Source organism: Pseudomonas sp. GZD-209 (assembly GCF_049310485.1).
Lineage (GTDB): Bacteria > Pseudomonadota > Gammaproteobacteria > Pseudomonadales > Pseudomonadaceae > Aquipseudomonas > Aquipseudomonas sichuanensis.
The window spans coordinates 1-21,388 of sequence record NZ_JBMOWQ010000060.1; the positions used below are offsets into that span (position 1 = coordinate 1).

19 protein-coding genes are annotated in these 21,388 nt (G+C 64.1%); 2 read left to right on the plus strand and 17 right to left on the minus strand.

Annotated features, from left to right (window positions below):
• Positions 1-2: 2 nt before the first annotated feature.
• Complete coding sequence (ppsA, locus tag ACO6VM_RS09135; protein ID WP_422403169.1) at positions 3-2,378, minus strand: phosphoenolpyruvate synthase; 2,376 nt, start codon at positions 2,376-2,378, stop codon at positions 3-5.
• 182 nt (positions 2,379-2,560) lie between these two features.
• Between ppsA and ppsR the strand changes: the two genes are divergently transcribed.
• Positions 2,561-3,379, plus strand: a complete 819-nt coding sequence (gene ppsR, locus ACO6VM_RS09140; RefSeq protein WP_401056366.1) for a posphoenolpyruvate synthetase regulatory kinase/phosphorylase PpsR — start codon at positions 2,561-2,563, stop codon at positions 3,377-3,379.
• Between the two features lie 163 nt (positions 3,380-3,542).
• On the opposite strand, the gene ACO6VM_RS09145 is transcribed toward ppsR, so the two are convergent.
• The gene (locus tag ACO6VM_RS09145; RefSeq protein ID WP_422403170.1) at positions 3,543-8,408 is read right to left on the minus strand and encodes an NAD-glutamate dehydrogenase; all 4,866 of its coding nucleotides are present in this window, start codon (positions 8,406-8,408) and stop codon (positions 3,543-3,545) included.
• A gap of 342 nt (positions 8,409-8,750) precedes the next feature.
• On the opposite strand from ACO6VM_RS09145, the gene ACO6VM_RS09150 reads away from it, so the two are divergent.
• Entirely contained in the window at positions 8,751-9,104 is a 354-nt protein-coding gene (locus tag ACO6VM_RS09150; RefSeq protein ID WP_153785104.1) for a hypothetical protein, read from the plus strand.
• 16 nt (positions 9,105-9,120) lie between these two features.
• On the opposite strand, the gene flhB is transcribed toward ACO6VM_RS09150, so the two are convergent.
• The 15 genes from flhB to fliH all read right to left on the minus strand — a co-directional run bounded on the left by flhB (position 9,121) and on the right by fliH (position 21,250).
• Positions 9,121-10,263, minus strand: coding sequence for a flagellar biosynthesis protein FlhB (gene flhB / locus ACO6VM_RS09155; protein WP_401056370.1), 1,143 nt, complete (start codon positions 10,261-10,263; stop codon positions 9,121-9,123).
• 2 nt (positions 10,264-10,265) lie between these two features.
• Positions 10,266-11,042, minus strand: a complete 777-nt coding sequence (gene fliR, locus ACO6VM_RS09160; protein WP_390967286.1) for a flagellar biosynthetic protein FliR — start codon at positions 11,040-11,042, stop codon at positions 10,266-10,268.
• A 7-nt stretch (positions 11,043-11,049) separates the two neighbouring features.
• Complete coding sequence (gene fliQ / locus ACO6VM_RS09165) at positions 11,050-11,319, minus strand: flagellar biosynthesis protein FliQ (protein WP_110991846.1); 270 nt, start codon at positions 11,317-11,319, stop codon at positions 11,050-11,052.
• A 21-nt stretch (positions 11,320-11,340) separates the two neighbouring features.
• Complete coding sequence (fliP, locus tag ACO6VM_RS09170; protein ID WP_110991958.1) at positions 11,341-12,093, minus strand: flagellar type III secretion system pore protein FliP; 753 nt, start codon at positions 12,091-12,093, stop codon at positions 11,341-11,343.
• A gap of 2 nt (positions 12,094-12,095) precedes the next feature.
• Entirely contained in the window at positions 12,096-12,542 is a 447-nt protein-coding gene (fliO, locus tag ACO6VM_RS09175; RefSeq protein ID WP_422403171.1) for a flagellar biosynthetic protein FliO, read from the minus strand.
• On the minus strand, positions 12,543-13,001 hold the full coding sequence (gene fliN / locus ACO6VM_RS09180) for a flagellar motor switch protein FliN (protein WP_401056374.1): 459 nt from the start codon (positions 12,999-13,001) through the stop codon (positions 12,543-12,545).
• 47 nt (positions 13,002-13,048) lie between these two features.
• A complete protein-coding gene (gene fliM / locus ACO6VM_RS09185; protein ID WP_110991849.1) occupies positions 13,049-14,017 on the minus strand; it encodes a flagellar motor switch protein FliM in 969 nt (322 codons plus the stop codon).
• Positions 14,018-14,027: 10 nt separating this feature from the next.
• Entirely contained in the window at positions 14,028-14,525 is a 498-nt protein-coding gene (gene fliL, locus ACO6VM_RS09190) for a flagellar basal body-associated protein FliL (protein WP_125464968.1), read from the minus strand.
• Between the two features lie 228 nt (positions 14,526-14,753).
• The gene (locus ACO6VM_RS09195) at positions 14,754-16,091 is read right to left on the minus strand and encodes a flagellar hook-length control protein FliK (RefSeq protein WP_422403172.1); all 1,338 of its coding nucleotides are present in this window, start codon (positions 16,089-16,091) and stop codon (positions 14,754-14,756) included.
• A gap of 73 nt (positions 16,092-16,164) precedes the next feature.
• The gene (locus ACO6VM_RS09200) at positions 16,165-16,512 is read right to left on the minus strand and encodes an Hpt domain-containing protein (protein ID WP_422403173.1); all 348 of its coding nucleotides are present in this window, start codon (positions 16,510-16,512) and stop codon (positions 16,165-16,167) included.
• A gap of 53 nt (positions 16,513-16,565) precedes the next feature.
• Complete coding sequence (locus tag ACO6VM_RS09205) at positions 16,566-18,257, minus strand: ATP-binding SpoIIE family protein phosphatase (protein ID WP_401056379.1); 1,692 nt, start codon at positions 18,255-18,257, stop codon at positions 16,566-16,568.
• Between the two features lie 8 nt (positions 18,258-18,265).
• Entirely contained in the window at positions 18,266-18,571 is a 306-nt protein-coding gene (locus tag ACO6VM_RS09210) for an STAS domain-containing protein (RefSeq protein ID WP_110991854.1), read from the minus strand.
• Between the two features lie 101 nt (positions 18,572-18,672).
• Positions 18,673-19,125, minus strand: a complete 453-nt coding sequence (fliJ, locus tag ACO6VM_RS09215) for a flagellar export protein FliJ (protein ID WP_401056381.1) — start codon at positions 19,123-19,125, stop codon at positions 18,673-18,675.
• A gap of 6 nt (positions 19,126-19,131) precedes the next feature.
• Complete coding sequence (gene fliI, locus ACO6VM_RS09220; RefSeq protein ID WP_401056383.1) at positions 19,132-20,487, minus strand: flagellar protein export ATPase FliI; 1,356 nt, start codon at positions 20,485-20,487, stop codon at positions 19,132-19,134.
• Positions 20,477-21,250 carry a flagellar assembly protein FliH gene (gene fliH / locus ACO6VM_RS09225; protein ID WP_401056385.1) on the minus strand — a complete coding sequence of 258 codons (774 nt, stop codon included), beginning with the start codon at positions 21,248-21,250 and terminating at the stop codon, positions 20,477-20,479. The genes fliI and fliH overlap by 11 nt, the downstream gene beginning before the upstream one ends.
• Positions 21,251-21,388: the final 138 nt, after the last annotated feature.

Consider the following 21,388-nt stretch of genomic DNA (forward strand, 5'->3'; position numbering starts at 1 on the left):
CATCAGGCTGCGCCCTGGCCTTCGGCCAGGAAGAACCAGGTCTCGAGCACCGAGTCCGGGTTCAGCGACACGCTCTCGATGCCCTGCTCCATCAGCCACTTGGCCAGGTCCGGGTGGTCCGATGGGCCTTGGCCGCAGATGCCGATGTACTTGCCAGCCTTGTTGCACGCGGCGATGGCGTTGGCCAGCAGCTTCTTGACCGCAGGGTTACGCTCGTCGAACAGGTGGGCGATGATCCCCGAGTCGCGGTCCAGGCCCAGGGTGAGCTGGGTCAGGTCGTTGGAACCGATCGAGAAACCGTCGAAGTACTCGAGGAACTCTTCGGCCAGAATCGCGTTGGACGGCAGCTCGCACATCATGATCACGCGCAGGCCGTTGTCGCCACGGGCCAGGCCGTTTTCGGCGAGCAGGTCGACGACCTGGCTGGCTTCGCCCAGGGTGCGCACGAACGGCACCATGATCTCGACGTTGGTCAGGCCCATCTCGTTGCGCACGCGCTTGAGGGCGCGGCATTCGAGCTCGAAGCAGTCACGGAACGACTCGCTGATGTAGCGCGAGGCGCCGCGGAAGCCCAGCATCGGGTTTTCTTCTTCCGGCTCGTACAGTTTGCCGCCGATCAGGTTGGCGTATTCGTTGGACTTGAAGTCCGACAGGCGCACGATCACCTTTTTCGGGTAGAAGGCTGCGGCCAGGGTGCTGATGCCCTCGACCAGCTTCTCGACATAGAAGCCGACCGGGTCGCTGTAGCCGGCGATGCGCTTGTCGACGCTCTCTTTGAGCTCCGGCGGCAGGCCCGCGTAGTTCAGCAGCGCCTTGGGGTGCACGCCGATCATGCGGTTGATGATGAACTCCAGGCGCGCCAGGCCCACACCTTCGTTGGGCAGCTGGGCGAAGTCGAACGCGCGGTCCGGGTTGCCCACGTTCATCATGATCTTGAACGGCAGCTCCGGCATGGCGTCCACCGAGTTCTGCTTGACGTCGAAGCCCAGCTCGCCTTCGAAGATGAAGCCGGTGTCGCCTTCGGCGCAGGACACGGTCACGCCCTGGCCATCTTTGAGCACCTGGGTGGCGTTGCCGCAACCGACCACCGCCGGGATACCCAGTTCACGCGCAATGATCGCCGCGTGGCAGGTACGCCCGCCGCGGTTGGTGACGATGGCGCTGGCACGCTTCATCACTGGCTCCCAATCCGGGTCGGTCATGTCCGAGACCAACACGTCGCCGGGCTGGACCTTGTCCATTTCCGACACATCCTTGATCACCCGCACCTTGCCGGCGCCGATGCGCTGGCCGATGGCACGGCCTTCGACCAGCACGGTGCCTTTTTCCTTGAGCAGGTAGCGCTCCATGACATTGGCACTGGCACGGCTCTTCACGGTCTCAGGGCGGGCCTGAACGATGTACAGCTTGCCGTCGTCACCGTCCTTGGCCCACTCGATGTCCATAGGGCGCTGGTAGTGCTGCTCGATGATCATCGCCTGCTTGGCCAGTTCGGCCACTTCGGCGTCGCTCAGGCAGAAGCGTGCGCGTTCGGCGCGGTCGACTTCGACGGTCTTGACCGAACGGCCGGCCTTGGCTTCGTCGCCGTAGACCATCTTGATCGCCTTGCTGCCCAGGTTGCGGCGCAGGATCGCCGGGCGACCGGCCTGCAAGGTGTTCTTGTGCACGTAGAATTCGTCCGGGTTGACCGCACCCTGCACGACGGTTTCACCCAGGCCGTAGGCGCCGGTGATGAACACCACGTCACGGAAGCCCGACTCGGTGTCGAGGGTGAACATCACGCCGGCAGTGCCGGTTTCGGAGCGGACCATGCGCTGCACGCCGGCGGACAGGGCGACCAGCTTGTGGTCGAAGCCCTGGTGCACGCGGTAGGCGATGGCACGGTCGTTGAACAGCGAGGCGAAGACTTCCTTGGCCGCGCGGATCACGTTGTCGACGCCACGGATATTAAGGAAGGTTTCCTGCTGGCCGGCGAACGAGGCGTCCGGCAGGTCTTCGGCAGTGGCCGAGGAACGCACGGCGACCGCCATGTTGTCGTTGCCGGCGGCCATTTCGGCGAAGGCCGTACGGATTTCCGCATCCAGGCGTGCCGGGAATTCGGCCTCCATGACCCACTGGCGGATTTGTGCGCCGGTCTTGGTCAGGGCATTGATGTCATCGACGTCCAGCGCGTCGAGCGCGGCGTGGATACGGTCGTTCAGCCCACTCTGATCGAGAAAGTCGCGGTACGCCTGAGCCGTAGTGGCAAAGCCGCCCGGCACCGAAACGCCGGCACCGGCAAGATTGCTGATCATCTCGCCCAGGGATGCGTTCTTGCCCCCCACATGCTCCACATCATGGACGCCGAGCTTATCGAGGGAAACTACGTACTCTACCAAGGTGATCTCTCCACTAACTGTATTGGAAAAGCTCAAGGGCGCCCGCCTGTCTGCTCTGCGACTGGGCCGGGACGCTTGTGGCCTGGACCTGGAAAATAAGTGAGAATGCCGAGCAACCGCCTTCGGCGAACAAAACCTACCATAGATCCGTAAATTCCTACAGACTGAGGCCCCCATCGCAAATGAAACGAACTGCGTTTTTCATCTCCGACGGTACCGGCATCACTGCGGAAACGCTGGGACAGAGCCTGCTCGCACAGTTCGAGAGCATTCCATTCAGTAAATTCACGCGCCCTTACATCGATACGCTGGACAAGGCCCGGGCCATGGTTCAGCAAATCAACGCGGCAGCCGAACGTGACGGGGTTCGCCCGATCATCTTCGACACCATCGTCAACCAGGACATCCGCGAAGTCATGGCCACGTCCAATGGCTTCATGATCGACATCTTTTCGACGTTCTTATCCCCGCTCGAGCAGGAATTGACCGCCCACTCGTCCTACTCCGTGGGCAAATCCCACTCGATCGGCGGCAATTCCAACTACATGGAGCGTATCGAGGCGGTCAACTTCGCCCTCGACAACGACGACGGCGCGCGGACCCATTACTACGACAAGGCCGACCTGATCCTGGTCGGCGTGTCACGCTGCGGCAAGACCCCGACCTGCCTGTACATGGCCATGCAGTTCGGTATCCGCGCCGCCAACTACCCGTTGACCGAGGACGACATGGAGCGCCTGCAGCTGCCGGCGGTGCTGAAGAAGCACCACAACAAGCTGTTCGGCCTGACCATCGACCCCGACCGCCTGACCGCCATCCGCCACGAACGCAAGCCCAACAGCCGCTATTCGAGCTTCGCCCAGTGCGAGTTCGAGGTGCGCGAGGTGGAAAGCCTGTTCCGCCGGGAGAACATTCCCAACATCAATTCCACGCATTTTTCGGTGGAAGAGATTTCGGCAAAGATCCTGGTGGAGAAAGGGGTGGAGCGCAGATTCAAGTAAGCCGCTGCGAACCTGTGGGAATAGCGTGGGAGCGGGCTTGCCCCGCGATTAACCATGGCCTGGCCCGACGCTATCGCGGGGCAAGCCCGCTCCCACGCCTCCCCCAGACAAATGAAAAGCCCCGGCATCACTGCCGGGGCTTTCTTTTACCTCAACGCAAGGCTCAGGACGGAATCACCGCCGCCTGCCCGCTCATCGCCAGGTCGACCAGCTCACGGTTGGCCACCGCGTACATCGCATAGTCGGTACCGGTGGCGTTGCGCAGGTCGTCGAGCATGGCGCGCCAGCGCTCCACCATCACCCGGTGCTGCTCGCACCACAGGGCCACGCGGGCGTCCATGTCTTCCGGCGCATCGGCCATCTGCAATACCGAGATGGTGATCGCCCGCTGCTGCAGGTCGATATCGTCACGGAACGCTTCGCGGGCCAGCGCCTGCCAGTTGTTTTCCACCGGCAGGTTGCTGATTTCCTGCAGGTACCAGGTCAGGTCAAGCGAGCTGCCCACGGCGAAGAACGCCTTGGCCACCTGTGCTGGATCATGCCCGGTCACGTCGGACGCTTCGATGATCGGCAGCAGGGTGTACAGGTGCGTGGTACCAGCAACCATACGCGCCAGCAGCTCCGGCACACCGGCTTCGACGAAGCCCTGGTAGCGGACCATCCAACGCTCTCGGGTCGGGCCTTCGAGCAGTTCGTCGAGCTTGAGCCCAAGCTGGGCGATCTTCGGCCCGAAGTGGGCGACGTCACGGCCAGCGTCCTGCTCGTTGCGGCGGCTGCGCAGGAACCAGCGGGTGGCGCGGCGGCCCAGGCGCATCAGCTCGTCCATCAGGGTCAGCTGGATCTCGGCCGGCACCTGGTAGTCGAGGGCCTCGATCTGACGGAACCAGTGCGGCAGGTGGAAGATGTCGCGCACGATCACATAGGCGCCGGCCACGTTGGCCGGGCTCATGCCGGTGGACTCCTTCAGGCGCTGCACGAAGGTGATGCCCATGTTGTTGACCAGGTCGTTGGCGATCTGGGTGCTGACGATCTCGCGTTTCAGGCGGTGGCCGCGCATGGAGTCGGCGTACTTGGTCACCAGCGACGGCGGGAAGGCAGTCTCCATGTCGCGGGTGAGGTAGTCGTCGTCCGGCACCAGCGACTTGAGCAGTTGCTCCTTGAGGTCGATCTTGCTGTACGAGATCAGCACCGACAGCTCGGCGCGGGTCAGGCCCTGGCCTGCGGCCAGGCGCTCGGCCAGCTGCTCTTCGCTCGGCAGGAACTCGATGGCGCGGTCCAGCTTGCCACGGGCCTCGAGGTCGGCCATCAGGCGCTTGTACTCGGCAATCCGCTCGCGGGCGCGGCGCGCGGCCAGCGACAGCGCTTGCGTCTGCTTGTAGTTGTTGCCCAGCACCAGCCCGGCCACTTCGTCGGTCATGCTGCCCAGCAGCTGGTTACGCTGCTTCTCGGTCATGTCGCCGGCCTGCACCACTTCGTTGAGCAGGATCTTGATGTTGACCTCGTGGTCGGAGCAGTCCACACCACCGGCGTTGTCGATGAAGTCGGTGTTGGTGGCGCCGCCATTGAGGCCGAACTCGACGCGGCCCAGCTGGGTCATGCCCAGGTTGCCGCCCTCGCCCACCACCTTGCAGCGCAGTTCGTTGCCGTTGACGCGCAGGGCATCGTTGGCCTTGTCGCCGACATCGGCGTGGCTTTCGCTGCTGGCCTTGACGTAGGTGCCGATACCGCCGTTCCACAGCAGGTCGACCGGTGCCTGCAGCAGGGCGTGCAACAGCTCGGTAGGGGTCAGGCGGTCGGCTTCGATGGCGAAGCGTTCCTTCATCTGCGGGCTGATGGCGATGCTCTTGGCGCTGCGCGGGAAGATCCCGCCGCCTTCGGACATGATGCTGGTGTCGTAGTCGCTCCAGGCCGAGCGCGGCAGGTCGAACAGGCGCTTGCGCTCGACGAAGCTGGTGGCCGGGTCCGGGTTCGGATCGATGAAGATGTGCAAGTGGTTGAAAGCCGCCACCAACTGCAGTTTTTCCGACATCAGCAGGCCGTTGCCGAACACGTCACCGGCCATGTCGCCGACACCCACCACGGTGATCGGGTCTTCCTGCACGTTGATGCCGCGCTCGCGGAAGTGGCGCTGCACGCCCACCCAGGCGCCACGGGCGGTGATGCCCATCTTCTTGTGGTCATAACCGGCCGAGCCGCCCGAGGCGAACGCATCGCCCAGCCAGAAGCCGTAGTCGATGGCGATGCCATTGGCGATATCGGAGAAGGTCGCGGTGCCTTTGTCCGCGGCGACCACCAGGTACGGGTCGTCGTCATCGTGACGCACCACGTTCGCAGGCGGCACCACGCCACCGTCCTTGAGGTTGTCGGTGATGTCGAGCAGGCCGGAGATGAAGATGCGGTAGCACGCCACGCCCTCGGCGGCGATCTCGTCACGGCTGCCGCCCAGCGGCAGGCGGCGCGGCAGGAAGCCGCCCTTGGCGCCCACCGGCACGATCACCGAGTTCTTCACCTGCTGGGCCTTGACCAGGCCCAGCACTTCGGTGCGGAAGTCTTCTTCGCGGTCCGACCAGCGCAGGCCGCCACGGGCAACGTTGCCGAAGCGCAGGTGCACGCCCTCGACCCGCGGCGAATAGACGAAGATCTCGAATTTCGGCACCGGCTTGGGCAGTTCGGGGATCAGCTTGGGGTTGAACTTGAAGCTGAAGTACGACTTGTTCTGGCCGTTGGCGTCCGGCTGGTAGAAGTTGGTGCGCAGGGTGGCCTTGATCAGGTCCAGGTAGCGCCGCAGGATGCGGTCCTCGTTGAGCACCTGCACGTCGTCCAGGGCGGTGAGGATCGCCTGTTCCAGGCGCAGCTGCTTGTCGTCGAGGTCTTCCTGGGTGAGCTTGCGCGCCAGGTAGAAACGGGTCTTGAACAACCGGGTCAGCTCGCGGGCGATGTCGGTGTGGTTGTTCAGGGTGCTGGCGATGTAACCCAGGTCGAAGCCCAGGCGGATCTGCTTCAGGTACCGGGCATAGGCGCGCAGCAGCGCCACGTCGCGCCACGGCAGGCCGGCGGTCAGCACCAGGCGGTTGAAGGCGTCGTTCTCGGCGTCGCCCTTGACGATGTGGACGAAGGCGTCCTGGAAGGTGTCGTTGAGCTGCTGGATATCCAGGTTCAGGCCTTCGCTGTAGGTGAAGGCGAAGTCGTGGATCCAGAACTCACGGCCATTGGCATGGCGCAGGCGGTAAGGGAACTCGCCGAGCACGCGCAGGCCGAGGTTTTCCAGGATCGGCAGCACGTCCGACAGCGCCAGCGGCGTATCGGCGTGGTACAGCTTGCAGTGCAGCGTGCGCTCACCGAGTTGCGTGAGCGGCTGGTAGAAGCTCATGGCCAGCGGTTTGTGTTCCGACAGGCTCAACACGTGCTGCATGTCGACCACCGCCGAATGGGCGGCGAAGCGCTCGCGGTAGCCGGCCGGGAAGCCTTTCGGGAAGTCATCGAGGATGTTGGTGCCCTGGGCTTCGCCGAAGTTTTCCACCACCAGCGCCGAGTAATCGTCATGCCACGAGCGGCAAGCCTGGATCACTTCGTTTTCCAGCTGCTGCAGGTCGATATCGATGCGGTTCTTCGGGTCGACGCGCAGGATCAACTGCACGCGGGCCAGCACCGATTCGGAGAAGAAGGTCCAGAATTCGCAGTCGGTGGCCTTCAGGCGCTCCATCAGCACCTGCTGGATCTTCTGCCGCACTTCGGTGGAGTAGATCTCGCGAGGCACGTAGGCCAGACAGTAGCAGAAGCGGCCGTACGGGTCCTTGCGCAGGAACACGCGGATCTTGTTGCGCTCCTGGATCTGCACGATCGACATGGCGGTGCTGAACAGCTCGTCGACCGGGGTCTGGAACAGGTCGTCGCGCGGCAGCACCTCGAGGACCTGCGCCAGCTCCTTGCCCAGGTGGGCCTTGGGGTCGAAGTGCGAGCGGCGCTCGACTTCGGCCACCTTGCCGCGAATGTAAGGGATGGTATGCACGCTCTCGCCGTACACCGACGAGGTGTACAGGCCCATGAAGCGGCATTCCTTGAGCACATTGCCGTCTGCGTCGATCTGGCGGATCGACACATAGTCCGGGTAGGCCGGGCGGTGCACGCGGCTCGGTTGCGAGGCCTTGGCGAACGACAGCAGGCGCGGCTCGCGCAGGTAGGCGACGGCGTAGTCCTCGATGCGCAGGTCATCGGCACCCAGGCCGGCACGCAGCAGGCGGGTCAGACCGAGGAAGGAGGCGTCGTCGTAGACCAGGTGGCCACCGTCGGCATCGGCCTGGACGGTGAACTCTTCATAGCCGAGGAAGGTGAAATGGTTGTCCAGCAGCCACGACAGGAAGCTCTTCACCTCTGCCTTGTCGTTCTGCTCCGGGCCAAAGGCGTTCTGTTCGACCAGTGCCAGCAGTTCATGGATCTTGGCCTTCATCGGCTCGAAGTCGGCGACCACGCCACGCACTTCGGCCAGCACCTGCTCCAGCTCCTTGGCCAAGGTCGTGAGCTCGGCGCTGTTGGAGCAGCGGTCGATCTCCAGGTACATCAGCGATTCGTGGCTGACGCCCTCGCCCTGGGTGCCCTTGGGCAGCAGCTCGAGCAGTTCGCCCTTGCTGCCTCGGCGTGCGCTGAGCACGGTGGTCTGCAGGGTGTGGATGCTGTAGCCGCGGCGGTTGAGTTCGGTACGCACCGAGTCGACCAGGAACGGCAGGTCGTGGTGCAGCACCTCGACCACGGTGTGGGTGGATTGCCAACCGTGGCGTTCGTAATCAGGGTTGTAGACCCGCACCTGCGGGTTTTCGGGGTCGAAGCGCTCGATGATGCGCCAGGCGGAAAGCGTGCAGCCGGCGAGGTCGGAAAGCCGCCGCTGAGTGAGTTCGTCCAGAGAGATGATGCCGAAGAACTGGTCGGCGAACAGTGCAACTTGTGGCAGGGACTGTTCGCTGATGTGCTGCGCCAGGGCCGCTTGCAGTTGATGCTGGAAGTCGGCTTTGCTGGCTGCGGTGAAGAACGCCATCTGTGGTACTCCGCTTGGGCTTTTATAGGTGAAGCGTCGCGTGCGTGCGCCTTGTACGGATCAACCATAGCCAACCCGTGGCAAGACGGAAGCGTTGGGTACCTGCAAAAGCGACTGCCCGGTGGCTGTGCCTTTACGGGAACCCATCGACTGGGGAGCTTAACGACTGAACGGTCACTCCGGCTTGCAGCGCTGCGACATATTCGGTCAATGACCGGCAGCAAGCCTCGGCCTGCAAGCTTCGCGCCGCAATCGGCAAAATCCGAGATTTGCGCCGCCGCGCTTGACCTGCCGAACCTTGAAGCTGAAGCTTGCGCCTTTGACTACCGACCCGAGCCGCCCATGCAATTGAAAACCGCCCTGCTCTTCGCCACCCCTTGTGACGACGAGGAAGACAACATGGCGACCCTGTGCTGCCACAGCGACAAGGGCCAGATGTTCCTGCTGACCCGTTACCCGGACGAGGACACGGTCGACCTGACCCTGGATGACGAGCCGTCGACCCTGGATGGGCTGAAGGTGACCTTGAGTGAGTCGCGGCTGCTGATCGAGGTGGCCGCAGGCGACCGTGACGCGCTGAAGGGCGATGAGGCGCTGGAAATCATCCTGACTTCCGCCGGCACCGACCTGGACGAAGTGGCGCTGACCCTGCGCAACATCCTCGACGGCACCGGGACCTTCGTCAGCGAACTCTGAACCGCGAACGCCCGGGTCAGCTGTCGCGCCGCAGGTCGTCGGGGATGGGCAGATCCTTCTTCAATGGCTCCGGCGGCTTGCCCCTGCCGGCGCGGTACTGGCGGATCTGGAACACGTACGCCAGTACCTGCGCCACCGCCATGTACAAGCCGGCGGGGATTTCCTGCTCGATTTCCGTGGAGTAGTAGATTGCCCGCGCCAGGGCCGGCGACTCGAGGATCTGCACCTTGTGCTCGACGCCGATCTCGCGAATCTTCAAGGCCATGAAGTCTGTGCCCTTGGCCAGCAGCAGCGGCGCCGAACTGCCTTTTTCCGGGTCGTACTGCAAGGCCACGGCGTAGTGGGTCGGGTTGGTGATGATCACGTCGGCATCGGGCACCGCCGCCATCATGCGCCGCTGCGACATCTCGCGCTGCAGCTGGCGTATGCGCTGCTTGACCTCGGGCTTGCCCTCGGAGTTCTTGTACTCGTCGGTCACTTCCTGCTTGGTCATCTTCAGCTTCTTGTGCGACTGCCAGAGCTGGTACGGCACGTCGAGCCCAGCGATCAGCAGCAACCCCGCAGCCATCCACAAGGCACTCCAACCGACCACCTGGAGCGCCTGGATGATCGCCAGCTCCATCGGCATCTTGCCGATGGCCAGCAGCGCCTCACGGTCACTGACCAGCACCACCAGCGCCACCATCAGGATCATGATGAACTTGGCAAGGGCCTTGAGCAGCTCGGTCAGCGAATTCATCGAGAACATGCGCTTGATCCCCGACAGCGGGTTCAAGCGGCTGAATTTGGGTTGCATCAGGCTGCCGGAGAACAGGAAACCGCCCAGGGCTATGGGCGCGACGAAGGATATGACGAACAGCAGGATCAGGATCGGCTGCACCGACCAGATGGCCATCTTGCCCGATGCCAGCAGGAACGCCCCCATGCTGCGCTCATCCACGATCACTTCGCGGGTCAGGGTGAAGTTCATGCGCATCAGGTCCATCAGGCTTTCTGCCAGGCTGCCGCCGAAGGCCAGAATGCCGCCCGCTCCCGCCAGGGTCACGGCAACCGTGTTCAGCTCCTTGGAACGGGCGATCTCACCTTTTTCCCGCGCGTCTTTTTTGCGCTTTTCGGTGGGTTCCTCTGTCTTGTCCTGCCCGCTCTCGCTTTCGGCCATGCTCAGCGCGCCCGTGCCAGTTCACGCAGCCACTGCAGCGCTTCGCTGGCCAGTGCCTGGTAGTGAGAAAGAATGTCGGCCAGGCCGACCCAGAAGATCCCCATGCCCAGCACCAGGGTGAGCGGGAAACCGATGGAAAAGATGTTCAACTGGGGCGCGGCACGGGTCATCACGCCGAAGGCGATGTTGACCACCAGCAACGCGGCGATCGCCGGCAGGATCAGCAGCAATGCGGCGCCCATCACCCAGCTCAGGCGCCCGGCCATCTCCCAGAAGTGATTGACCACCAGGGCGCTGCCCACCGGCAGCGTGGTGAAACTCTCGGTCAGTACCTCGAACACCACCAGATGCCCGTTCATCAACAGGAACAGCACGCTCACCAGCATGGTCAGGAACTGGCTGATCACCGTGACGTTGACGCCGTTGGCCGGGTCGACCATCGACGCGAAGGCCATACCCATCTGCACCGCGACGATCTGCCCGGCAATCACGAAGGCCTGGAACAACAGCTGCAAGGAGAAACCGAACAACGCCCCGACGATGACCTGCTCGGCGCACAGCAGCAGGCCGCGCAGGCTCAGCGGTTCGAATTCGGGGATGGGCGGCAGGCCCGGCACTATCACCACGGTGATTGCCACGGCCGCGTAAAGGCGAACCCGGGCCGGCAGCATCTTGGTGCCGAAGATCGGCATGGTCATCAGCACCGCCGTCACCCTGAACAGCGGCAGGATGAAGGTGGCGACCCAGGTGCCGATCTGCGCGTTGGTCAACTCCAGCATGGCGGCGTCAACCGATCAGGTGCGGGATGTTGGTGTACAGCCCGGTGATGTATTCCATGAACTTCTGCACCAGCCAGGGCCCGGCGACGATCAGCGTGATCAGCATCACCAGCAGGCGTGGCAGGAAGCTCAGGGTCTGTTCGTTGATCTGGGTGGCGGCCTGGAACATCGCCACCACCAGGCCGACCAGCAGGCTCGGCACCACCAGCACCGCCACCATCAGCGTGGTCAGCCACAACGCGTCACGGAACAGGTCGACTGCGACTTCTGGCGTCATGTCAGGCTCTCCTTGTGGGTGTCAGACACCGCCGAAACTGCCGGCCAGGGTACCCATGATCAGCGCCCAACCATCGACCAGCACAAACAGCATGATCTTGAACGGCAGCGAAATGATCAGTGGCGACAGCATCATCATACCCATGGCCATCAGCACACTGGCGACCACCATGTCGATGATCAGGAACGGGATGAAGATCATGAAGCCGATCTGGAACGCGGTCTTGAGCTCCGAGGTGACGAAGGCCGGGACCAGGATGGTCAGCGGCACCTGGTCGGGGCCGGCGATATCGGTGCGCTTGGACAGGCGCATGAACAGGTCGAGGTCGCTTTGCCGGGTTTGCGCCAGCATGAAGTCCTTAAGCGGCCCCTGGGCCTTGTCGATCGCCTGCTGGGCGGTCATCTGCTCGGCCAGGTACGGCTGCAGGGCGTCCTTGTTCACCCGGTCGAACACCGGCGCCATGATGAACATGGTCAGGAACAGCGCCATGCCGGTGAGCACCTGGTTGGACGGGGTCTGCTGCAAGCCCAGCGCCTGACGCAGGATGGAGAAGACGATGATGATGCGGGTGAAGCTGGTCATCAGGATGACGAACGCCGGGATGAAGCTCAGCGCCGTCATGATCAGCAGGATCTGCAGGCTGACCGAGTACTCCTGCTGCCCGTCCGCCCCGCTGGACAGGGTGATGGCCGGTATCGACAAAGGGTCGGCGGCCAGGGCCAATGGCGCAGCCAGCAGCAGCGCCAGGGTGAACAGCATGCGCAGGGCGCCCATCATCACTTCTTGTCCTTCTGATCCTTGCCCATCAGCTCGAGCAGCCGCTGGGCGAACTCCGGCGTGGCCTGGCGTGCCGCTGTGGGCACCTCGACAGGCTCGGCCATGACATGCAGGGCTTCGATGCTGCCCGGCGTATGACCGATGAGAATCTGCTCCTTGCCGACCTGCACCAGCAGCAACCGGTCGCGCGGGCCGATGGCGCGGCTGCCGACGATCTCGATCACCTGGGCACCGCGCTGCGCGCTGCCTTGCATGCGCCGCAGCAGCCAGGCCAGGAAGAAGATCAGGCCCACCACCAGCAGCAGGCCGAAGACCATCTGCGCCAATTGCGCCCCCAGGCCGCCCGGTACCGCAGTGGGCGGCGCAGCCGTTTCGCCGGCGGCGATCACCGCTTCACTGGCCAGCAGCGCCGCCAGGGCCGAAACGGCCCGCACCATGCCGTTCACTCAGCGCAGCTTCTTGATACGTTCGCTGGGGCTGATCACGTCGGTCAGGCGGATGCCGAACTTCTCGTTGACCACCACCACCTCGCCGTGGGCGATCAGGGTGCCGTTGACCAGCACGTCCAGCGGCTCGCCCGCCAGGCGGTCGAGCTCGATCACCGAACCCTGGTTGAGCTGCAGCAGGTTGCGGATGTTGATCTCGGTGCTGCCCACTTCCATGGAGATGCTCACCGGGATGTCCAGGATCACGTCCAGATTCGGGCCTTCGAGGCTGACTTGCTCGTTAGGCTTGGGGGAGCTGGCGAACTCTTCCATCGGCAGGCGGTTGCTGGCACCGGTGTCGCCACCGAGCAGTGCATCGATGTCCGCCTGGCCGGCATCGCCGGTTTCCTCGAGCGCTGCAGCCCACTCATCGGCCAGCGCCTGTTCCTCTGGGGAGTTGATCTCGTTTTCGTTAGCCATGATTTCCTCGACAACCTTTCAATACGTTTAAAGCGACCGGCCCGCCGTCAGCGGCGCTCGATCGGGTCGATGATCTGCAGCGACAGGGTGCCCTTGTGCGAACCCAACCGCGCCTTGAACGCTGGCACGCCATTGGCGCGCAACACCAGATGCTCCGGCAGCTCCACCGGAATCACATCGCCAGGCTGCATGTGCAGGATGTCGCGCAGCTTGAGCTGGCGCCGGGCAACGGTGGCCGACACCGGCACGGCCACGTCCAGTACGTCCTCGCGCAGGGCCTTGACCCAGCGTTCGTCCTGGTCGTCCAGGTCGGACTGGAAACCGGCGTCGAGCATCTCGCGCACCGGCTCGATCATCGAGTACGGCATGGTCACGTGCAGGTCGCCGCCGCCGCCATCCAGTTCGATGTGGAAGGTCGATACCACCACCGCCTCGCTGGGGCCGACGATGTTGGCCATGGCCGGGTTGACCTCGGAGTTGATGTACTCGAAGTTGACCGGCATGATCGCCTGCCAGGCTTCCTTGAGGTCGATGAAGCACTGGTCCAGCACCATGCGCACCACGCGCAGCTCGGTGGGGGTGAACTCACGGCCCTCGATCTTGGCGTGGCGGCCGTCGCCGCCGAAGAAGTTGTCCACCAGCTTGAACACCAGCTTGGCGTCGAGGATGAACAGCGCGGTACCGCGCAACGGCTTGATCTTGACCAGGTTGAGGCTGGTGGGCACGTACAGCGAATGCACGTACTCGCCGAACTTCATGACCTGCACGCCACCCACCGCCACGTCGGCGGAGCGACGCAGCAGGTTGAACATGCTGATGCGGGTATAGCGGGCGAAACGTTCGTTGATCATTTCCAGGGTCGGCATGCGCCCCCGGACGATACGGTCCTGACTGGTCAGGTCGTAGCTCTTGATGCTGCCGGGCTCGCCGGCACTTTCGGTTTGTACCAGACCATCGTCCACCCCATGCAGCAGGGCGTCGATCTCATCCTGGGACAGCAGGTCCTGCACGGCCATCTATGTGCTCCTACTGCAATACGAAATTGGTGAACAACAGCTGGTCGACGACCGGCCTGCCGACTTCTTTCTGCGCCACTTCCTGAACCACCGCGGTGGCTTTCTGGCGCAGCATCTCCTGCCCTACCGGGCTGCTGGCAAGGGTGTCGAAACCCTGCCCGGAGAACATCATGACCAGGTTGTTGCGGATCACCGGCATGTGCACCTTGAGCGCGTCCAGGTCGGCCTGGCTGCGGCCCTGCATGGTGATGCTCACCTGCATGTAGCGCTGGCGGCCGTTCTGGTTGAAGTTGACCACGAAGGCCGGCGCCAGCGGCTCGTAGATCGCCGCCGGCTTGACGTTGGCCAGGGCTGGGTCCGGCGCCGGAGCGGATTCGCCCTTGTTCATGAAGAACCAGGTGGCGCCCACCGACAAGCCGACTGCCAGCAGCAGGGCCAGCACCAGCAGCAGGATCAGCTTGAGTTTGCCTTTAGTGGCGGGGTCTTTCACTGCGTCGCTCTTCGCCATGCCAATAATCCGTCGTCCATCGAGGTTTCAAAGAAGGATGACGTGGCTTGAGCAAGTGTTATGCCAGATTTGTCAGGAGCATGCCGCACGCCCTCTGTAGGAGCGGCCTTGTGTCGCGAACGGGCCGCAGCGCGGCCTCCGGCACTCATGCATCACTACTGAGATCCCGGGGCCGCTTTGCGGCCCGTTCGCGACACAAGGCCGCTCCTACAGGGGGCGTGCAAAGCATCAGGCGTAGTAGTCGACCGCGCTGTCGCCCACCACTACCTGCTGCTCCACCGGCTGGCCGGCATCAGCCAGTTCACCACCCTCGCCCGCGGCAGCGGCACGGCGGGCCGCCACGCCGGACAGGTTCGAAGCGTCCTGCTGGGCCTGCTGTTGCTGCTGGCCACGGGACTGGTCGGCGACACTCACGTCAGGCTGGGCCAGGCCCTGCTGGGTGAACAGTTCACGCAGGCGGTGGACCTGGCTGTCGAGGGCCTCGCGCACGCCGGCATGGCCACTGACGAAGTGGATCTGCGTAGGCTGGTCCGCCGCCACATTGACCCGGATGTCGAGGCGGCCAAGTTCGGCGGGCTCAAGCTGGATATCCGCCGACTTGAGGTTCTGGCTGGACAGGTACATGACGCGGTTCACCAGGCCCTCGGTCCAGGCGCCCTGGTTCATCGCCAACGGCTGTTGCAGCGGGCTGGGGGTTACCGGCACGGCATTGGCGGTCTTGGGGGTAGCGGCCTGGGTGAGGTTGGCCAGGCGATCGGCAAAGTCATCCACGCGCGTGTCGCTGCTGGCGCCCTTGAGGTCCTTGAGGCCGCTATCAAGCAGCCCGGCGAATGCCTTGTCGCCTTGCTCGGCATGCCCTGGCTCGGCCTCCAACTTCCCGACCACATTCGCCAAGGTATTGACGGCAATCGGGTCAGGCTCGGCAGGTTGCTGACTCGTGTCGGCGCGTGCAGTGCTGGCATGGGCCGACGTCGTCCCCTGGGCCTTGGCGCTCTGTTCAAGGGCCAGACGCAAGGTCGGCATGTCGGCGAGCGGGTCGGCTTCAGGGTCGAACTCGGCCACCGGCGCCGATACCTTTGCCTCTGCCACGGGCGGCGCGGGCTGCAGCGTTGGTTGCTGGGCTGCCTGCAACACTGGCGCGACCACCTCGGCCTGGGCCTGGATCAATTGGGCTCCCGGCTGGGCATCGGTGACCTGGCCTGCGACCAGGCTGGCATCGATGATCGTCGTATCAGCGGTATCAGTGATATCGGCTGTCGCGCTGCCATCAGGCAGGGCCACTGGCAAGTTATTGCCGTCATCGGCAAGGTCTTTCGAGGCGGCAGCCTCCTTCTTGCCGCCGGCCGCCGCCTCCGGCTTATTGCTGGCGGTTGCTTGCCCAGGGCCTTGGCTGGCCTTGTCGTCACGGGCCGGCACGCTGTCGCGCCCCTGCCTGGACATCACCTGATCGAAGCCGGCACCACGGCCATCCGCCGCCTTCGGCGATTTGTCCGCCACACTGGCGGCCGGGCGCGAGACGCTGCTCGCAAGGCCAGTTTGCAACAATGGATTGGGTGCGACAGGCATAGAAAAGGTCTCCGCGCCAAAACTCAAAAAAATCGAATGGGCAAAGACACGCAAAACTCGCGCCAGGACACCCTCAGTCAGTCGAAATGCGCTGGCTTTCACTGCGATAGAACAGCTCGACGGCCTGATACTCCTGGTCGATACGGTTGATCAGGTCTTCTATGCCATACAACGGAACCTGCCGTGCGCGCTCCTCCAGCTGCTGGCAAAGCCGCGCCAACTCGACAGCCCCCATGTTGCTGCTGCTGCCCTTGAAGCTGTGCGCCGCCAAGCCCAGCTCGGCGGCATCCCTGGCCTTGTGCAACTGGCTCAGGCGCCGCTCGGAGTCTTCCAGGAAGGTTTCCAGCAACTGCAGGTAGCCGCCCTCCATGACCTCACGCAGGTCACGCAGCACCTTGTGATCGATATGCATGTCCACCACTTGCTCACTCCCTGATCAAGCCTTGTCGCATCCAAGCCCGGGGACTCCCGGGCTCACCAATCGAACTCCACCCGCGCCAATCGCCCGCCTTCCAGCCACCGGGCGCGGTGCCCCAGGCGGGTCACCAGGCTCAGACCACGGCCACTCAAGCCCTGCTCGAGCGGTGAGCGGGCTAGCACTTTGGCCACATCGAAGCCTGCGCCACTGTCGCGGACTTCGATCATCAGACGACCACCTTCACTGCGCGGTTCCACCCGCAGGCTGATACCGACAAAACCCTGCAACTGTTCGGCCAAGCGTTGACTGCGCTGGCGATAGTACTCGGCAAAGCCCTGCGAGTCGCACTTGAGCCGCGAGTCGAGCCCCAGCACACCGTGCTCCAGCGCGTTGGAGTACAACTCGCTGAGCACGCTGTGCAGCTTGCCGCTGCTCGGCCTCAGGCCGTGGATTTCCAGCAATAGCTGCACCAGGTAAGGCACCGGGTTGAAGCGCCTCAGGCTTTCACCGCGCAACTCGAAGTTCAACGACCACTCCAGCGGGCTCGAGCGCCCGCTATCCGAATAGACCATGGCCTGCGGCACAACCTGGTCTGGCGCCAGCATGCGAATGTCGCACAGGCTGATGTCATCCCGCGACTGCCCGCCGAAGGCCTGCAGCGCGCCCATGACCTCATCGAGCAAGTGTGCCGGCTGCCGATTGGCTGCCAACACCTCAAGCAGCCGCTGCACGCCGAACAAGCGCTCCTGCCCGTCACCACTGTCGACCACGCCATCGGACAGCAACAACAAGCGTTCGCCAACGGCCAAGGGCATCACCTGGGTGCTGTCGTCGAATTTCTCCGGGGCAAGGATACCCAGCGGCAGATGCTGCGAAGGCAGCACCGCCAGCACCTCGCCCTGGGCGGACAGCTGATAGCCATCGGGCATGCCGCCATTCCACACTTCCACGGTACCGCGCTGAAAGCTCAGGTTGAGCAGCAGCGCACAACAGAACATGTCCACCGGCAGGATGCGCTTGAGCTTGGCGTTCATTTCCCGCAGCGTCTCGACCAGCCCGTAGCCCTTGGCGGTCATGCCGTAGAACACCTCCGCCAGGGGCATGGCGCCGACCGCCGCCGGCAGGCCATGGCCGGTGAAGTCGCCCAACAGCACATGCATGTCCCCGGACGGGGTGAACGCCGCCAGCAACAGGTCGCCATTGAACAGCGCGTAGGGTGACTGCAGGTAACGAATGTTCGATGCGCTGAGGCAACCGGAATGGGCGACCTTGTCGAACACAGCCTTGGCCACACGCTGTTCGTTGAGCAGGTAATGGTGATGCCGGGCTATTTCGTCACGCTGCGCCAGGACCGTGGCCTGCAAGCGACGCAGGCGGTCCATCGCGCGTATCTTGGCGGCGAGAATCACCGCACTGTAGGGCTTGGCCATGAAATCGTCGCCACCGGCTTCCAGGCAGCGCACCAACGCCTGTTCTTCGTTGAGCGAGGTCAGGAAGATGATCGGCACCAATGCCTCACCGGCCAGCGCCTTGATCTGGCGCGCGGCCTCGAAGCCATCCATCACCGGCATCAAGGCATCGAGCAATACCAGTTGCGGCCTGCGTTCGGCAAACAGCGCCACGGCCTGCTCACCGTTTTCGGCGGTAAACACCTCATGCCCCTGGCGCCGCACGATCTGCGCCAGCAGCATGCGATCAGCGGCACCGTCCTCGGCGACCAGCACGGTCAACGCCTGTTCGGCAGGCATGGCCGCGCTCAACCGATATCGAACAGCTTGTCGAAGTTGGAGATGGCCAGAATCTTGCGCACATCCGGGCTGGCATGGACCACTCGGATGTCCGAGTCATCCCCGCCCACGTGGTCACGCAGCAACAGCAGCATGCCCAACGCCGAGCTGTCCAGATAGGTGGCATCCTTCAAGTCGACGACCACTGTCTCCGGTCGCAGGCGCTGACGCTCGTAAGCATCCCTGAATTCCTGATGCTTACCGAAATCGAAGCGGCCCTTGACCTTGATCGTCAGCTTTTTCCCTTCCTGTGAAAAATCGGTTTCGACTGCCATGCGAGCGATTCCTTCGATGATGGCGAATGCGGCTCCTGAAGGTTTAGCAGCCACAGCCGCATGCTGCAAACCACAATAATCGAGTCGCGCAGGGCCCGGCGCTAAAGCGGCCCGTGCCGCGGCAAGCGCTGGGACAGCTCGTCGAGCAGCCGCTGTTCACGCTTGTCCTCCGCCCGACGGGCCTCATCGATATAGCGCTGCACCAGCTTGCGCAGCCCTTCGACCCGTGCATAGGCCTGCTGCCAGATGTTGCGGGCGTTGTTGAGGTTGTTCTGGTGCCAATTCAGGCTCTGGCGCTGCTGGGTCATGGCGGTCTCCAGCTGGCCGAGAAAGCGCTGGTAATTGAGCAGCCAGTTGCCGTCCACCCCCTGCCCGCCGCGGGTTATCCACTGCGTCTGGTAGCCCTCGCGAAACTGCGCCAGCTCATCGAGCCTGGCCTGCGCCTGCACCACCTGCTGCTGGAAATGCCCCAGGCGCTGGGCAGCCTTGCGCTCGGCCTCCTCGGCCATATCCACGACGGGCGCCAGACGCGCTGCTCGACCAGGCTGAGCCATGGCCTATCAGCCTGCCGGCGGCACGAAGATCGCGCCCAGCTGGTCGCGGCTCTGCGCCATGCCGACGTTCTCCTGCAGGCCCTGGCGCAGGAAGTCCACCAGTTTGGGCTGCAGCGCGATGGCCAGGTCCGTCTCCGGATCGCCACCGGCGACATAGGCCCCCACGCTGATCAGGTCACGGCTCTGCGACAGGCGCGACCACAGCTGCTTGAATTTCTGCGCCTGGCGCAGGTGATCGGCGTCGACCACCTGGGGCATGACCCGGCTGATCGAAGCTTCGATGTCGATGGCCGGATAGTGACCTTCCTCGGCCAGGCGCCGGGACAGCACGAAGTGGCCGTCGAGCACACCGCGCGCCGAGTCGGCGATCGGGTCCTGCTGGTCGTCACCTTCGGAGAGCACGGTGTAGAACGCGGTGATCGAACCACCGCCGGCCTCGCCATTACCGGCACGCTCCACCAGCTTGGGCAGCTTGGCGAACACCGAAGGCGGATAACCACGGGTGGCCGGCGGCTCGCCGATGGCCAGGGCGATCTCGCGCTGCGCCTGGGCAAAACGGGTCAGCGAGTCCATCAGCAGCAGGACGTTCTTGCCCTTGTCGCGGAAGTACTCGGCGATGCGCGTGCAGTACATCGCCGCGCGCAGACGCATCAAGGGCGCGTCGTCCGCTGGCGAGGCCACCACCACCGAGCGCTTGAGCCCCTCTTCGCCGAGGATGTGCTCGATGAACTCCTTCACCTCCCGGCCCCGTTCACCAATCAGCCCGACCACGATGATCTCGGCCTCGGTGAAGCGGGTCATCATCCCCAGCAGTACCGACTTACCCACACCGGTACCGGCGAACAGCCCCAGACGCTGGCCGCGACCGACGGTGAGCAGGCCATTGATACTGCGAATGCCGACATCCAGCGGCCGGCTGATGGGGTCGCGATTGAGCGGGTTGATCACCGGCCCGTCCATCGGCACCCAGTCTTCGGCCTTCATGCCGCCTTTGCCGTCCAGCGCCCGCCCGGCGCCGTCGAGCACCCGCCCGAGCATGCTCATGCCCATAGGCAGGCGGCCGCCGTCGTCCAGCGGCACCACGCGCGCGCCGGGGGCGAGGCCGACGATGCTGCCGACCGGCATCAGGAACACCTTGCTACCGGAAAAACCCATGACTTCAGCCTCCACCCGCACCGGGTGATAGCTGTCGTCGTTGATCACCAGGCAGCGGCTGCCGACGGCGGCGCGCAAGCCTTCGGCCTCGAGCGTCAGGCCGACCATACGCAGCAGGCGGCCTTCCACCACCGGCTGGTCGGGCAACCGCACCGCATCGTTGTAACCCGCCAGGCGCTTGCCGAAGCTGGTGCGATCAAGGCGCATCGTTGCCACCCGCCGGCACATCCAGTTCGACCGCGATGTCCGGCGCCGCCGGGTGCAGGAACTGGTCATGGGACTGGTCGAACAACTGCGCCACGGCCTTCTCGATCCGCGTTTCCATGGTCGCATCGATGCGGCTGTGCGCCGTTTCGATGCGGCAACCGCCAGGCAGCAGGGCCTCGTCTTCCAGCAGCTTCCAGTTTTCTTCGTGGCGCTCGCGCAGGGCCTTGGCCAGTTCGAAGTCCTGGGGGTTGAGGTGGATACGGATATTGTCGGCGCCCATCGGCAACAGCTTGAGGGCTTCACGCAGGACATGGGTGACCTGGCTGGAATCACTGCGCAATTCACGGCCGATGACCTGGCGGGTAATGTTCGCGACCAGTTGCACCAGGCCTTTTTCGATCTGGGTGTCCTGATCGGCGATCGGGTCGAGCAGGTGCAGCATGACCTGCTCCAGGCTGGCCAGCTTGGCGGCCAGGGCCACTTCGGCTTCCTGGCGAACCTTGAGCTGGGTGCTGTGGAAGCCTTCGCGCTCGCCGGTGGCGAAGCCTTCGTTGTAGGCCTCCTGGCGGATGGCCTCGAGCTCTTCGAGGGTGAGCGGCTGGACTTCCTCCAGCGGCACTTCCTCGACCTCTTCCTCGATGACTTCCGGCTCGGGTTCAGGTTCGGGTTCGGGCTCAGGGTCGAAGCTGGGCAGCGCCCAGACGTCGACGCCCTCGAGGTCGCGGGCGCGGATCAGTTCGCTGGGGTGTTCGGTGGTGGACATGCTGTGAGCTTCTCGAAAACCTTAACAGGTCCCTGTGGGAGCGGGCTTGACCCGCGATTGTGCCCGCCCTGGCAATCTCTTTCGCCAGCTCGGAAGCCTCGCGGAGCAAGCCCGCTCCCACAGGGGCGGCGCCAGTCG

Coding starts and splice junctions, on each gene's coding strand:
- ppsR (WP_401056366.1), top strand. CDS start 2,561: ATGAAACGAACTGCGTTTTTCATCTCCGACGGTACCGGCATCACTGCG.
- ACO6VM_RS09145 (WP_422403170.1), bottom strand. CDS start 8,408: ATGGCGTTCTTCACCGCAGCCAGCAAAGCCGACTTCCAGCATCAACTG.
- ACO6VM_RS09150 (WP_153785104.1), top strand. CDS start 8,751: ATGCAATTGAAAACCGCCCTGCTCTTCGCCACCCCTTGTGACGACGAG.
- flhB (WP_401056370.1), bottom strand. CDS start 10,263: ATGGCCGAAAGCGAGAGCGGGCAGGACAAGACAGAGGAACCCACCGAA.
- fliR (WP_390967286.1), bottom strand. CDS start 11,042: ATGCTGGAGTTGACCAACGCGCAGATCGGCACCTGGGTCGCCACCTTC.
- fliQ (WP_110991846.1), bottom strand. CDS start 11,319: ATGACGCCAGAAGTCGCAGTCGACCTGTTCCGTGACGCGTTGTGGCTG.
- fliP (WP_110991958.1), bottom strand. CDS start 12,093: ATGGGCGCCCTGCGCATGCTGTTCACCCTGGCGCTGCTGCTGGCTGCG.
- fliN (WP_401056374.1), bottom strand. CDS start 13,001: ATGGCTAACGAAAACGAGATCAACTCCCCAGAGGAACAGGCGCTGGCC.
- fliM (WP_110991849.1), bottom strand. CDS start 14,017: ATGGCCGTGCAGGACCTGCTGTCCCAGGATGAGATCGACGCCCTGCTG.
- fliL (WP_125464968.1), bottom strand. CDS start 14,525: ATGGCGAAGAGCGACGCAGTGAAAGACCCCGCCACTAAAGGCAAACTC.
- ACO6VM_RS09195 (WP_422403172.1), bottom strand. CDS start 16,091: ATGCCTGTCGCACCCAATCCATTGTTGCAAACTGGCCTTGCGAGCAGC.
- ACO6VM_RS09205 (WP_401056379.1), bottom strand. CDS start 18,257: ATGCCTGCCGAACAGGCGTTGACCGTGCTGGTCGCCGAGGACGGTGCC.
- ACO6VM_RS09210 (WP_110991854.1), bottom strand. CDS start 18,571: ATGGCAGTCGAAACCGATTTTTCACAGGAAGGGAAAAAGCTGACGATC.
- fliJ (WP_401056381.1), bottom strand. CDS start 19,125: ATGGCTCAGCCTGGTCGAGCAGCGCGTCTGGCGCCCGTCGTGGATATG.
- fliI (WP_401056383.1), bottom strand. CDS start 20,487: ATGCGCCTTGATCGCACCAGCTTCGGCAAGCGCCTGGCGGGTTACAAC.
- fliH (WP_401056385.1), bottom strand. CDS start 21,250: ATGTCCACCACCGAACACCCCAGCGAACTGATCCGCGCCCGCGACCTC.